Source organism: Mechercharimyces sp. CAU 1602 (assembly GCF_024753565.1).
Lineage (GTDB): Bacteria > Bacillota > Bacilli > Thermoactinomycetales > JANTPT01 > Mechercharimyces.
The window spans coordinates 214176-227269 of record NZ_JANTPT010000001.1 but is presented as its reverse complement, the minus strand read 5'-3'; the positions used below and the strand labels follow the sequence as shown (position 1 = coordinate 227269).

Below are 13094 nucleotides of genomic sequence, written 5' to 3'. Positions count from 1 at the left end.
GTGTTTGTTTGTGCACTGCTCTTAATCAGTCGATGGAAACAATCTTAAATTGAATCGTTCCCCCTGGAGCAGGCACATTAATGGTTTCACCTTCACGCTTACCGATCAATTCCGCTCCGATCGGTGACTCATTCGAGATTTTTCCTGCGATAGGATCAGACTCTGCACTCCCGACAATCTTATATACTTCCTCATCTCCATCAGGGATTTCTTGAATCGTTACTTGCGCACCTATGCTAACAAAATTTTTATTTTGCCGATCCTGATCAATAATTTTCGCATTGCGAATCATGTTTTCCAACGTCACTATTCGCGACTCAACAAAGGCCTGCTCTTCCTTAGCCGCATCATATTCCGCGTTTTCACTAAGATCACCTTGCGAGATTGCTTCTTTCAAGCGTTGGGCTACTTCATGCCGTTTTTTCGTCTTTAATTGCTCTAAATCATCTTTTACTTTCTCTAAGCCTTCTTCAGTTAATAATACTTCTTTTTTGGTCGACATAGCCGTTCTTCCTCCCTTTATCAAAAAAAGCCCCCCTCCCATAGAATTAAACCTATTCTATTCTGGATAGAGACAATCATTCCTTCAATCACCCAGTTAGAGTGGGGGTGGCTTTTCCTTACAGCAATACTTAACATGGATTTTATCAAAATATAGGCGATCATGCGAGGGGTATTCCAATTTTTCTCCAATGATGCTCCTTTTCTTGTATACTTAACACAAGATAAAGGAGCTATTTCATCTCATCGAAAAGGGGCGTCCAACATTGAGCTGGCTTAAAACATTTGGAAAGATATTGGGTATGTACACACTAGCCTGGGTGAGTACTCTTCTTCTAGTCTCTCTTCTCTTCGTCTGGTTTCCTTCTCAAAACATGACCGCCGCTACTATTGTAGTGCAAAACGGGCTCTTTGTCCTTATCAGCTTTTTAGCATGGCATCTGTGGGAAAGCGATTCTTCTATCGGAATGGGATGGCAAGACCCTCAATGGAAAACGCAATTCCTCTACGGAAGTGTGTGCGGCTTTCTCCTCATCATCGTTATCTTTTTATTACAGTGGATATCACCCTGGCTCGACATCACCCAGGTCTACTTTAAGCCTACATTACTTTATCCTGTTTTATTTTCTGGTGCAGCTTTCCTCTGTGTCGCCATTGGTGAAGAGGTATTTTCTCGAGGATATATTCAAACTCTCATGGTACGTCAAGCTGGCCCTGGCTGGGGGATTGCGATCACATCTCTATTTTTCGCATCATTTCATTTTGGCAACCCGCACTTCACATGGGTATCATTTATTAATATCGTTTTAGCAGGTCTTTTTTTAGGATTAGCACGCCATCTCAGTGGCAGCTTATGGCTACCCATCGGCATTCATCTCACCTGGAATTGGACCCAATCCTTTTTCACTCCTGTATCTGGCATGCAATTTATGCCGAGAGAGATCGTTTCATTCCACCTATCAGGACCCAGCTGGATCACCGGAGGAAACTTCGGATTTGAAGGAAGCGTATTTACCACGCTTGTCCTTTCAGGTGCTATCTTCCTTCTCCTTCGTTTGGCGTCCCATGTCAAAGCCTCTTCATGATGATACCACATTTTCACAAAGTTCATCCCCTGCCAATAAAGATAAATCAAGCACTCTTACATGAGAGCCCTGGTACGTGACGCGAACCATAGAGATCATGTCCTATCTTCGCACCAATCCTTACACATCATTTACCGGGTAGCGCGGGCGCTCTCCACGCAAAACAGTGCGAAGATTAGCCACCGCTAGCTGTGCCATCCGCTCTCGCGCCGTCCTAGTGGCACTGCCCAAGTGGGGAGCAAGCACTACATTTTCCAGCTGGAGCAATGATTTTGTCACATTGGGTTCATCTTCGTACACGTCTAAAGCTGCTCCTGCAATCTCTCCTCGTTGTAATGATATCGCTAAGGCTTCTTCATCAAGCAAAGGGCCACGCGAGGTGTTAATCAGATAGGAAGTGGATCTCATCTGCTGTAATTGCTTACGTCCTATCATATGAAAGGTTTCTTCCGTCAAGGGAGCATGTAAAGTAATAAAATCTGAAGTTTGTAAAAGAGCATCGAGCGACACACTCTCTACTCCATATTCTTCTTCGATCTCAGCCGTTAACGGGGTACGCGTATATACAGAGACGTTCATCTGAAACGCATGTGCTCGCCGTGCCACAGCACGTCCAATTCTACCAAAGCCGATGATTCCTAGCCTGGCTCCGGTTACTTCCTGCCCTAAGAGAAAGAGCGGAGACCATCCTTTCCACTTTCCTGCACGCAAGAGACGTTCTCCTTCATGGAGACGACGGGCAATGGTTAATAAGAGTGCCCATGTAAGATCTGCTGTTGTCTCTGTCAATACATCAGGAGTATTCGTTACTACTATCCCCCGGCTACTCGCTTCCTCAATATTTATATTGTTATAACCTACCCCATAATTACTTATCACCTGTAGGTGAGGCGCTTTTGCTATAACTTCAGCATTAATATCATCCGAGACCGTACAAAGCAGACCCTTTTTCCCCCTTAATGCGGTGATCAAATCCTGCTGACTCAAAGGACAATCAGCAGGATTTATCTCTACTTCACACTCTTCATAAAGGGGAAGAAGTGCTTCCTGGGGAAGTGCACGAGTAACCAGTACCTTTTCTTTCATCATACCCACCTATCACTTCATTAGTTTACACAAGATGATCTTTATACTTTTGATAGACAAAGGAGACAAGTAATAAGACGATCCCTAACCCCATAAAGGAAAATATACGGAAAAGAAGCTCTAAAAAGGCGAGATCGTACAAAAATATCTTCAGAATCGACAACGCAAACAGACTCATCGCCATCAACCGAAAAGAGCGCAGCCGTCTCCAAATTCCAATGGCCAATAAGGAAAGCGAGAAGAATAACCACAGTAGGGATAAAGTAAGCTGCAGTGCGTGAACTAATGCGTCAGATCCACCTTTAAATTGAATCAGGTAAGAAAAGAGATCGTATGTCTCTACTGTCATCCATCCAAGCAAAACACCCACTAATAGTACTTGGGTAACGGTTAATAACAAAGTAGTGGCTGATTTTTGTTGGAGCTGAGTACGTACCAACCGGATTAATAGCAACAAACCTGCCAATGAGCACACCGTTGCCAATGTACGGATATTGAAGAAAAAGGTATACTGTTCCAATGGGAAGCCAAGTCCTGCCATCATAAGCACCAGTAGAGAGACGAGCCCAATAACCCCACCACCATAGTACCCTACGGGAAGCTGCTTCTTCATCCCAACGGTAATACAGATGGCAGCGTATAGCCACCAGAGAATCACTAACACCATGATTCCTGTATAGCGTAAAGATTGTATCGCCATCATTTGCTCTGATCGATGGAAAATGAGGAATGAGAACAGGTCGGTCACCTCAACGGTCATCCATAAAAAGAGCAACAACATTGCTGACACAAGTACACCCGTCATCTTCTTTCCAGTCTGCCCATATTTACGTAAGATGACTGCAGCGAAAATCAAAGCTGCCACAAGCAAGAGAGTTCCCAGCGAACGAAGATGGAATAAAAACCGGTAAGAAGCAGGGTCCATTCCCCATGTTGACTCCAATCCGAGTAACCACAGAGCCGACAATCCAAATGCAATAAAAGCGGGGATCCACGTATTCACCTTACGCCAAATCACCATTCCACCGATGATAAGAAGTACCCCTTCTACCGCCCACATCGTAACAGCCCCATATTGGGTAAAAAAGACCGGTGTAGTCGCAAAGGCTAGCCCTGTTCCACACCAAAAGTAGTGAGTAAACAAACTTCCCCGCTTTTGCAGCATAACGTCACACCCATAGTAAACAGCGGTGAGAAGCAACAACATACTTCCCACACCCTCTGCCATAACGGGGTGTAAAATGATAAGCATAACGAAATAGAGCCATGTCACGCTTCCCACTGACGATAGGGTATACAATATATCACTCCTGCTTGCCCGCATCCCGCTATATAGGTCATAAACAAGAAAGAGTCCCCAATACAAAAAGCTAAACGTAATAGCCAAGCCCAATTGATAAGGTTCATACTGGACTACTAACCAACCGAGGAAGATAAGGTAGGTCGCTCCCATCGTTAGCGGATATAGAAGCTTCCATTCTGGTTTACGCAGTAAAACTGCCAAAAGACCGATTACCAATAACAGGATATATGAGAATAAACCAAGAACGTTTTCCTCTCCTGTACTGAGCAAAAAAGGGGTGAGAAATCCGCCTATCCAACCCAATAGTGATATAGCCATTGCATTGTAACGTATCGCTTGTTGAAAAGCGAGTACCGTCACCAGTGACATAAGTACCAACGCCATCGCTTGTGGGATCAATTGATAAAATTGAAAGCTGGCATAAACAGCTAACTGGAGTACGGCAAGCCCTGCCCCCACCAACCCCTGGGAGAAGATCTCATACCCCTTTCTATGTGAACGAGCCCCTCCGACAAGCAGAGCAGCACCTGTCACCGCTCCGATGACAACGCGCACCCCTTCAGAGATCCAGTTCTGATCTATCGCATATTTAAGAAAAAAGGCCATCCCAAAAATAAGAGCTAATGCCCCTATACGGTTCAGCCACCTGCCACCGATCAACCACTCCCAGTCCTTATTATCAGAATCCATCTGCTCCTCTGATATGGACCTTTGTGCTGGTGCATCATGGGAACGCGCTTCTTCTGCAGTGGGTAACGGAGAAGTTGCAGGGATATCAGGTTGGTGAAATTGAATTCCTTCCTGCTGCACCGTTTCCTGCTCGGGCTCGGTTTTCACGCGTTCCCTGTCCATCTCCCTGTCCATCTCAGGTTGGACAGTGTGATCAGCAACCGTTGATTTATTTTGCTGTTGGGTTTGACGAAGTAGTAACAGCTGATCCTTTAAGGATAATACCTGCTCCTTTAGCTCTCTGTGCTTACTGTACAAGACAATCAAAGGAACAGCTATAATGATGACAAATAAGAGGTTGATAAGTATAACTAGTGATAATAAGAATGATTCATCCATAATCTCACTCCTTCCCCATATATACGATTCATTCTACCATAGTTATTACCAGGAAAGGATGAGGATTAATAATATTCCATCGCTCACTTCTCTTCTACTTCTGTCTCTTCTCTTTGTTGTTCCACTTCCCAATCAAAGTGTAGACGATCTTTCCACTCTTGTATTAAGCGATATCGATACGATTCACTTAAATGCCGCTCTGCCCCATTTAGGATCAAGCGTGCGTAATCTACATGAGGAACTTGTTCATACTCTTCCTTATTTACAACCGTATACGTCATCGCCCCCACTTGGTTGTTATTCCACCAGAGCTGTATATTTTCCCGTTGATATATTCCATGAGGGACTCCTTCACGCTCGTCAAGACGTGCAAGCGCTTGTGGACGCACCCAATAAAGAACTCCTTCCACTTCATCTCCGGGAGAGACAATCACATCGGCAATCCCTCCTTGTCTTCGCTCTCCGTAACGGGTAAATGCTAGTCGATAACCGATCAACTTTGCCGCACCCCAGATGGAATAATTATTCTCACCCATTGTTTCTTTAAAGCTATCCTCATCCATACATGATGCATAAGCAAAATATAGCAATATTCTTCCCCTCCTGAAAATAACAAAAATTAAGTTTAATTTGTTTGAGGAACAACGCTCCCCCTTCTCCAAAACTTACTTAAAGGTGGAAGCGCGTTCATGTTCATCAAAGACAGGGAGGCGGCGGATACAGATCCACACAAACACCTGTACAAACCCCAGTGTTACTAAGAACCAGCTAAGGTGCATTAATGAGACGGAGAAACTGATCCATCCCAGAAACAGCATGATACTGCCTACCCGTCCTACGTTGAGAGCCATTTCCCGAGCAACGATATACTCTACCCGCAGTGCTGCTGTTTTCTCATTTTGTCCAATAACATCAAAAACAGTGGAAGTAAGCGGAATAAAATATAGAGGGTAAAAGAAAGCAATGCCAATACCAAATAATAAGAGTGACCAGGTTGTTTGGCTCAATAAAAAAGGGAGACCCATCAAACCGAGCATCACTGCACCCACCAAGATTGCTTCGTCCCTCCACTCTGGTTTGATAAAACGACCTACCATAAAGAAGCCTACCAACGATACCGCAGAGGAAAACGTAAGAAATGTACCTAATACTAATTCATTCTTGGTAGAGACAAAAACCAATATCCCTATCAAAAAGAGGTAAATTCCTTCACGTGCCCCTTGGGCAATCATCGCTAAATTAATCCAAAACCAGTGTTTCTTCGGATTGCGAGCCAAGCGGACCACTTCACGTAAGCGATATTCTCCATGAGCACTGCGCCGCGATAGCCGAAAAGTAAGTGCTAAAGCCGCTAAGAAAATCACCAGTGACAAGCCAAATATGATGCGATAGCCTGTAAAGTGATCGATACGGGTTATTACAAATCCAGAGAGCAGTGGTGCGACCATTCCAGCTCCTGAGACAAGCAATCCATTAATCCCATTAAAGATATCACGGTTTTCACGCTCCGTGATTTCAAAATACAAGATATTGTTAGCCATCCAATAAAAACCGATTCCTATCCCTAGGAATGTCCCTAGCAAAGGAACATAATGACCTGCCTGCTCAGATAATATGAGCACAAAAGTATAAAACAAAGCTTGCAGAGCTACTCCCACTCGTACAGCAATGACACGATCTACTTTTTTTACCAATTTGCCTGCAAAATAAAGGGTAATACCCATCGAAATATAGCTGACCAGGTTAAACTGAGCAATTGTTGCGTAATCACGTTCTAATTTCCATAGATACACATTCACAAATGTGTTGGAAAGCGCCGTGGCAACGGCAAACAATCCATTAATCATCAATAACATCCATGCCGGTCGATCCAACCGGTCTGTATGTGCAAGAAGCCGCATGGTTACCTCACCCGTCTTAGCTTAACCAAACCGGCTTCACTTTACAGCTTCGTCTCTAAACATTACACTCTTAGCTAGTTCGCCTCATCATTAGCATTAAGCCCGTAAAGATAAAACCTGCCACTAAGCCTGCGATATGGGCAATCGCATTAATACCTGGCATAAAACTAAGCAAGAGGTTAATTCCGAGAAGAACGATGATTCCTTTACCCGTGTCCCGATCCATCACATCTTTGCGGAAGAGGTATAGATATACATACACCCCTAACAGCCCATATATTGATCCCGATGCGCCTGCGCTTACACCATAATCTTGTAAGTATAGCGTTGCCGCACTACCCATAAACCCACAAAATAGATAAAGCGTCACAAACCAAACACGACCAAAAGCCCATTCCAACTGCGGACCGAAAAGATAAAGAGCAAAGCTGTTAAATAGCAAATGCATAAACCCAATATGAAGAAAAATCGACGTAAACATACGCCACCACTGTTCAGCCTGCGCTACATCGAGTGCACCAAAGGCAATAAGCACATCCCCTCTAGTAGAGCCCCCCGCTAACGTCATCAATATGAACAACACCACTTGTATACTCAAGATAGCGGTAACGAGTGGGAAATGTTTTGGAAATTGTTTAAATGGTATTTGTGTATGTTGGAACATTTTCATTCCACCTTATGAAAGTATCGTAGCGATTTTTTCACCCATGCGTACCGACTGACCTGAGCTTATTCGCTCTTCCCAGCGTGCGACCCCCTCAGGAGGCAACAGCAAAATGATGGTGGAGCCGAATTCAAAGCGACCTAGCTCCTCCCCTTTGGCTAATGGGATGGGCGGTTGATATACCTTATGCTTTATTTCCCTCTTTTGCCTCTCTTCAATCCGATCATCAAACGCCAATTGAATACTGCCGACATTGGTAGCCCCTACTTTTACTAAAGCCACTTTACCGATCGCTGTTGCCATATGGGTAATCAATCGTTCATTCTTATTAAACAGACCTGGAACTTTCTTCACTCCCCAGCTGTTCACAGGATATAACGCTCCAGGGATATAGGTGATATCAGTAACCCTAGCCGCCAACGGCGTGTGAATACGATGATAATCCCGTGGACTTAAATATACGGTGACAAAATGACCACCCTCATATCGTCTCGCTTCATCTTCATCTGCCAAAAGAGTGGCGAGCGAATACGTCACCCCTTTAGCTTGAATGAGCAAGCCATCCCTAATGTTACCTGCTTGAGCCACCACACCATCAACAGGGCTTACCACACTATGTGCATGTTTATCAATCGGTCTAGCTTCTGGCTTTAGCCCGCGCACAAAAAAATCGAGTAATGACGGATAGTGAGCAACTGGTTTTTCAATTGGATCTAAGTCTATCTTAAAATACCGGATATATAGTGGAATAAGCGGCTTACTCCAGGGCGATCGCGCTAAGCGCCCCGTTAAACGTGAAATCCCACGCAACATTTGTTCTCGCAACCCAATCCCTACTTCCTTGAAAAAAATAGTAAAAATATCATGAGTGAAACAAAAAAATCAGGACACAATACGCTTAGTGGAGGTGATATAGGATGGCATACCAGCCAAAAAATGCGGCCAAAACTAATGCTCAAAAGGCTCGCCAGCAGAATCAACAAGCTGCCCAAAACGCACAAGGTGCCAATGCTGCACAAGGTGAGTTCCAGAACGAGTTCGCTTCGGAGACAAACGCACAACAAGTGCGTCAGCAAAACCAACAATCACAGCAACAGAAACAGCAACAACAGCAGCAGAAGAACCAATACTAATCCAGTATGGCGCTCAGGAAGACCACCCTTTATGGGTGGTCTTTCTTTGTATGCCCACAATCACAGTTAGTTTATCACAAAACAACCACAATCCCATCTGAAGTTAAAATAATAGAATTTTCTATAATACTTCTTTCATATTTTCATTTTTCTCTTTTTATGTAGTAGTGGACAACCGCACTTCCTCTCCTCTAAGTTCCAACATACTCTATTAATAGAACAAGAGAAAACCATAGAAAGGAAGAAAGGCTCATGTCTACACAGCCGCCTTATCATTGGATCAGAGCCCATGGCAATCGTATGGATTCTGCCTTGCGCTCCTTCTTATTCGGCAAGGCTCATTGGCTCCGTTATATCCCCTGCACCCTTCATCATAAAGCATTTAAAACGATGCAATCCTTCAGTCATGTCCCCGTACTCGTGCAATTCGATTCCACTCAGGCTGCAACATGGCATCAGATGAGTCAAGCACCAGCTTTTAAAGGATTAAATGTTCGACCAAATAAAATGTTTAGCAGTATCCAAACCTGTGCGATGAAATGTTCCCTCTCACAATTAGAAGAATTGGTTAAGCAACCGGGTGTACGCAAAGTCTACCTCGATCGCAAAGTTCATACCATGCTCAATACCGCCACCCCCACATCACGTTCTCCAAAAGTTTGGTCCCAGGGATACCGTGGAAAAGGAGTAACGATCGCTATCATTGACACAGGGATTGCTCTTCATCCCGACCTAGTAGATGAAGGTCGTCTCATCGCTTTTAAAGACTTTGTGAACAACAAAAAAGAAGCGTACGATGACAATGGTCACGGTACGCACTGTGCTGGCATTGCCGCCGGCAACGGTGGCAAGTCTGATGGAAAATACCGAGGTGCAGCCCCCGCTGCCAATATTATCGGAGTAAAAGTACTAGATCGTATGGGATCTGGAAGTTTGTCCGATGTTATTGCGGGCATCGAATGGTGCATGAACAACAAAGAAAAATACAAGATCAAAGTGATTTCCCTCTCTTTAGGCAGTCGCGCTACGCAAACTCACCGCGAAGATCCAGTTTGTCAAATATCAAAAAAAGCTGTTCAAAGTGGATTAACTGTCGTTGTCGCTGCCGGCAATGAAGGTCCTGAAGAGCGAACGATTTCCAGTCCCGGCATCGAACCCAGTGTTATTACCGTTGGTGCAAGTAACGATAAAGGAACCGTCACCCGTGAGGACGATTCCATCGCGTCCTTCTCCAGTCGCGGCCCCACCATCGACCGATTGCAAAAACCAGATGTGGTTGCACCCGGAACGAATATTACCTCATTACGCTCCGCTGGCTCTTATATTGACAAAATCTCCGCAGACCAACGTGTGGGACAATACTACACCACCATGTCTGGTACCTCTATGGCCACACCTTTAGTTGCAGGCATCGCCGCTCTCCTTTATGACAAACATCCTGATTGGACACCCGCACAAGTCAAAAAAGCACTTGCCTCCACCGCCACCGACATGAAACAATCTCCGCAGGATCAAGGGTCAGGGCAAGTGCAGGCCGATGCTGCCTCTCAAATGCGATAAGAAGAACGTATCTCTTGCTGACGCAACTTATGGGCATGGACGAGACCAACTGAACGGTGTGCATGCACCCCTCCAATTACTGCCACTCCGTTGATCGGCTCTGCCGTCCTACGCATGATATCCCGCACTTGGTTTGGCGATAAATCAGGATCCATTCGTAATAACAGGGCAGCCGTTCCCACTACATGAGGGACCGCCATAGATGTGCCACTCATCTCTTTCATCCCTCCGTTTAGCCAAGCAGAGGGAATCTTATCTCCAGGGGCAGCCAAATCTACTTCATCGCCCATATTGCTAAACGAAGCGATTGCACCTTCTTGACCTGTAGCTGTTACTGCGATGGTCTCTGGATAACTAGCAGGAAAATCTACTTTTGCCGGTAATCCTCTATTCCCTGCAGCTGCCACCATGATAATTCCCTGTGCGTGTGCCGTTTGGATCGCATGTCGCAGGGATTCACTCATGTTATCCATCCCAAAACTCATATTAACTACCTGCATCTCATTTTCAATACACCAGTTAATTGCGGTAAGCAGGTCAGATAAATTTGCACTGCCTTTACGGTTAAACGCTTTTACTGCATATAGATGTGCACGTGGAGCTACTCCAATAATGCCTTTATCTTGAGCTCTACCAGCGATAATTCCAGCTACGTGTGTTCCATGTCCATTGTAATCATAAGGTGAAAACACAGGTGATAAAACGTTAACACCGCCGCGATAATTTTCCTGAATTGCTGGATGATCAGCCGCAATTCCTGTGTCAATCACTGCCACCTTTATCCCACGCCCACTGGTATACTCCCAACTAGAAGGGGCACCAATCCTCTTTACTCCCCATGGAAAATGAGCTTCATCTGCAGACAGAGAGTTGACATAAGGTTCGGAAATATTTACTTGAATGTCTGGCTCGCTATATTCTACATATGGATGGTGATAAGCAATGTTATGTTCATTGTACCGTTGTTGAAAATCACAAATCACCAGTCCCAGATGGGGTAATACATTCACAGGTTTTCCACCCATATTGCGAATTTCTTGCAGATAGCTATGCAGATCACAATGTGGTCGTAAATAAAATATTTTTCTCACTTTCCCTGTGAAATTCCCGTGCTGAGTATAGAAAGAAGGATCAAACGGGTGCATTTTCTTCACTCCTTCACTTCACAATTGCCCAGCCCCTTACATATATTGATTAATAACTCTTTTGTACCAGCCGAAGGAGGCGTCGCTCGTGCCGTTTAAAAAAGATGATCCGATGATGGCGGATCAAATCGAAGAGATGCGTGTTTTATCACAAGAAATTTCTAAAGCTACCTCCGACGTGGAGCGTATGATGAAAGCGATGACCAATATTTCCTTTGCAATGAAAGATCCCAAGATCCGTCAAGATCTCTTTACACTCCTATCCGGTATGCAGGGGGATGGGGGTGACATCAAAACGGCTGCTTCACGTCCATCAAAGGAGAAGAAGCAAACGTCTTCCTTCAATCCCAATGAATTTGAACTTCCAGATGATTTAGAGGAAGAAGATTCCTTTTTTAATATCCTGAACTCGCCATCATTTGCCCAATTTGTTCACTCTGTTCTCAATAAAAAGAACAAAAGTGAGAAGTAAGACGATAGAGCTTCCTTCCTCAAAGGTGTTCTCTTCCTACATGTATGTAACAAGATAAATTCCGGCACGTTATTCACCTATGTGGAATGCAAAAAAGTCGTCAGCGCTGACGACTTTTTTCTTTGGTCTATCCTATTTTTCGGACGCAGTTGTTTGCGGTCGGAACATATTGGTACTACAGCAACTACCAGAGTCAAAATCATCCCCAAAATGATGAACGTGTCGCCAAAACTCTACCACATAGTCTAATGGATTTTGCAAATGATCCTGATCTACAAAGAACCAAGTACTTTCTCTCTCCCCGTTATCAAATGTAAGGTAAATCACCTTGACACGCATTAACCCCTGCTCTGGCTCTTTAATATCAAATGAAGCATCGTGGCTTTTCACAAGAGACGAGAGCGGTTCTTCCCACGTTCGCGCTCCTTCTTCCATATCAAAATGGAGTTTTGCCATCCCAGCTTCGCTATCGAGCTCCAGTTTTTTAGCTTCACCTAGGACGAACAACTCCTGCTCTTCTAAATCAATCGTTCCCACCAGGACAGAGGTGTAATTACCCAGATACTCTGTCACTAACTGCTCGAACTTCGTGATATCCATCTCACGAACTACTGCATCAAAATTAACCACATATGCGTGTGGAAAAATATTCATCGTTCATGCCGCCCCTCCATCTTCACTCCTCCCATTATAACGAATCAAATCTCTTTCAAGCAAGGATTGACCCCGTGAACAATTTGCGACCAAGCACTAGCTCTCGGTTTTTAACCGAACACAATAAGAGGCAGTAGCTTGTGCCACTGCCTCAACCAACTATATTCAATTGGAGAAGTGAATCATAACTACTTAGCACCACCGCCAAGCTGTTGTTCCGCCAACGCGACCAAACGCTTGGTGATTTCACCACCTACAGAACCGTTCGCACGAGAAGTCGTGTCAGGACCAAGCTGAACACCAAACTCACTAGCAATTTCATACTTCATTTGATCTAGAGCTTGTGCGGCTCCCGGTACTAACAGGTAGTTGCTGCTGTTATCCCGCTTTTGTTGTTGTTGTTGCATCGTTTCTCACCTCCCTCGCCGATGGTACTCTTATAATGTGATTTTTGCGCAGATCAATGCGTGTGAATTATTGGGAGTGTAATTATCTTGTCTATTGGTATATGAGTATTCACCT

Annotated in this window: 14 protein-coding genes; 4 read left to right on the top strand and 10 right to left on the bottom strand. The window is 44.5% G+C overall.

Going from position 1 to position 13094, the window contains the following annotated elements; all coding sequences use genetic code 11:
- Positions 1-25: 25 nt before the first annotated feature.
- Complete coding sequence (gene greA, locus NXZ84_RS01240; protein ID WP_258838488.1) at positions 26-502, bottom strand: transcription elongation factor GreA; 477 nt, start codon at positions 500-502, stop codon at positions 26-28.
- 265 nt (positions 503-767) lie between these two features.
- Between greA and NXZ84_RS01235 the strand changes: the two genes are divergently transcribed.
- Positions 768-1586 (top strand): CPBP family intramembrane glutamic endopeptidase, encoded by an 819-nt coding sequence (locus NXZ84_RS01235; protein WP_258838487.1) that lies wholly within the window; start codon positions 768-770, stop codon positions 1584-1586.
- 120 nt (positions 1587-1706) lie between these two features.
- Here the strand turns inward: NXZ84_RS01235 and NXZ84_RS01230 are convergent, their stop codons facing one another.
- The 6 genes from NXZ84_RS01230 to asd all read right to left on the bottom strand — a co-directional run bounded on the left by NXZ84_RS01230 (position 1707) and on the right by asd (position 8433).
- Positions 1707-2672 (bottom strand): 2-hydroxyacid dehydrogenase, encoded by a 966-nt coding sequence (locus tag NXZ84_RS01230; protein WP_258838486.1) that lies wholly within the window; start codon positions 2670-2672, stop codon positions 1707-1709.
- A 25-nt stretch (positions 2673-2697) separates the two neighbouring features.
- Positions 2698-5043, bottom strand: coding sequence for a DUF2339 domain-containing protein (locus NXZ84_RS01225; protein WP_258838485.1), 2346 nt, complete (start codon positions 5041-5043; stop codon positions 2698-2700).
- Between the two features lie 83 nt (positions 5044-5126).
- The gene (locus tag NXZ84_RS01220; RefSeq protein ID WP_258838484.1) at positions 5127-5633 is read right to left on the bottom strand and encodes a gamma-glutamylcyclotransferase family protein; all 507 of its coding nucleotides are present in this window, start codon (positions 5631-5633) and stop codon (positions 5127-5129) included.
- Between the two features lie 75 nt (positions 5634-5708).
- Positions 5709-6944 carry an MFS transporter gene (locus tag NXZ84_RS01215; protein WP_258838483.1) on the bottom strand — a complete coding sequence of 412 codons (1236 nt, stop codon included), beginning with the start codon at positions 6942-6944 and terminating at the stop codon, positions 5709-5711.
- 70 nt (positions 6945-7014) lie between these two features.
- The gene (locus tag NXZ84_RS01210) at positions 7015-7608 is read right to left on the bottom strand and encodes a rhomboid family intramembrane serine protease (protein ID WP_258838482.1); all 594 of its coding nucleotides are present in this window, start codon (positions 7606-7608) and stop codon (positions 7015-7017) included.
- A 12-nt stretch (positions 7609-7620) separates the two neighbouring features.
- Complete coding sequence (gene asd / locus NXZ84_RS01205; protein ID WP_258838481.1) at positions 7621-8433, bottom strand: archaetidylserine decarboxylase; 813 nt, start codon at positions 8431-8433, stop codon at positions 7621-7623.
- Positions 8434-8525: 92 nt separating this feature from the next.
- Here asd and NXZ84_RS01200 point away from each other — a divergent pair, with 92 nt between their 5' ends.
- Both NXZ84_RS01200 and NXZ84_RS01195 read left to right on the top strand, forming a co-directional pair.
- Positions 8526-8741, top strand: coding sequence for a gamma-type small acid-soluble spore protein (locus tag NXZ84_RS01200; protein ID WP_258838480.1), 216 nt, complete (start codon positions 8526-8528; stop codon positions 8739-8741).
- Between the two features lie 252 nt (positions 8742-8993).
- Positions 8994-10301 (top strand): S8 family peptidase, encoded by a 1308-nt coding sequence (locus NXZ84_RS01195; RefSeq protein WP_258838479.1) that lies wholly within the window; start codon positions 8994-8996, stop codon positions 10299-10301.
- Here the strand turns inward: NXZ84_RS01195 and NXZ84_RS01190 are convergent.
- A complete protein-coding gene (locus tag NXZ84_RS01190; protein ID WP_258840300.1) occupies positions 10289-11446 on the bottom strand; it encodes a S8 family peptidase in 1158 nt (385 codons plus the stop codon). The genes NXZ84_RS01195 and NXZ84_RS01190 overlap by 13 nt on opposite strands.
- Positions 11447-11534: 88 nt before the next feature.
- On the opposite strand from NXZ84_RS01190, the gene NXZ84_RS01185 reads away from it, so the two are divergent.
- Positions 11535-11918, top strand: coding sequence for a hypothetical protein (locus tag NXZ84_RS01185; protein ID WP_258838478.1), 384 nt, complete (start codon positions 11535-11537; stop codon positions 11916-11918).
- Between the two features lie 132 nt (positions 11919-12050).
- On the opposite strand, the gene NXZ84_RS01180 is transcribed toward NXZ84_RS01185, so the two are convergent.
- Positions 12051-12572, bottom strand: coding sequence for a hypothetical protein (locus NXZ84_RS01180; protein WP_258838477.1), 522 nt, complete (start codon positions 12570-12572; stop codon positions 12051-12053).
- A gap of 188 nt (positions 12573-12760) precedes the next feature.
- A complete protein-coding gene (locus NXZ84_RS01175) occupies positions 12761-12979 on the bottom strand; it encodes an alpha/beta-type small acid-soluble spore protein (protein WP_258838476.1) in 219 nt (72 codons plus the stop codon).
- Positions 12980-13094: the final 115 nt, after the last annotated feature.

What these genes read in the sequence shown, in the direction of transcription:
- NXZ84_RS01175 (WP_258838476.1), bottom strand. Translation starts at nt 12,979, where the DNA reads ATGCAACAACAACAACAAAAGCGGGATAACAGCAGCAACTACCTGTTA.
- NXZ84_RS01225 (WP_258838485.1), bottom strand. Translation starts at nt 5,043, where the DNA reads ATGGATGAATCATTCTTATTATCACTAGTTATACTTATCAACCTCTTA.
- NXZ84_RS01195 (WP_258838479.1), top strand. Translation starts at nt 8,994, where the DNA reads ATGTCTACACAGCCGCCTTATCATTGGATCAGAGCCCATGGCAATCGT.
- greA (WP_258838488.1), bottom strand. Translation starts at nt 502, where the DNA reads ATGTCGACCAAAAAAGAAGTATTATTAACTGAAGAAGGCTTAGAGAAA.
- NXZ84_RS01230 (WP_258838486.1), bottom strand. Translation starts at nt 2,672, where the DNA reads ATGAAAGAAAAGGTACTGGTTACTCGTGCACTTCCCCAGGAAGCACTT.
- NXZ84_RS01190 (WP_258840300.1), bottom strand. Translation starts at nt 11,446, where the DNA reads ATGCACCCGTTTGATCCTTCTTTCTATACTCAGCACGGGAATTTCACA.
- NXZ84_RS01210 (WP_258838482.1), bottom strand. Translation starts at nt 7,608, where the DNA reads ATGTTCCAACATACACAAATACCATTTAAACAATTTCCAAAACATTTC.
- NXZ84_RS01215 (WP_258838483.1), bottom strand. Translation starts at nt 6,944, where the DNA reads ATGCGGCTTCTTGCACATACAGACCGGTTGGATCGACCGGCATGGATG.
- NXZ84_RS01200 (WP_258838480.1), top strand. Translation starts at nt 8,526, where the DNA reads ATGGCATACCAGCCAAAAAATGCGGCCAAAACTAATGCTCAAAAGGCT.
- NXZ84_RS01180 (WP_258838477.1), bottom strand. Translation starts at nt 12,572, where the DNA reads ATGAATATTTTTCCACACGCATATGTGGTTAATTTTGATGCAGTAGTT.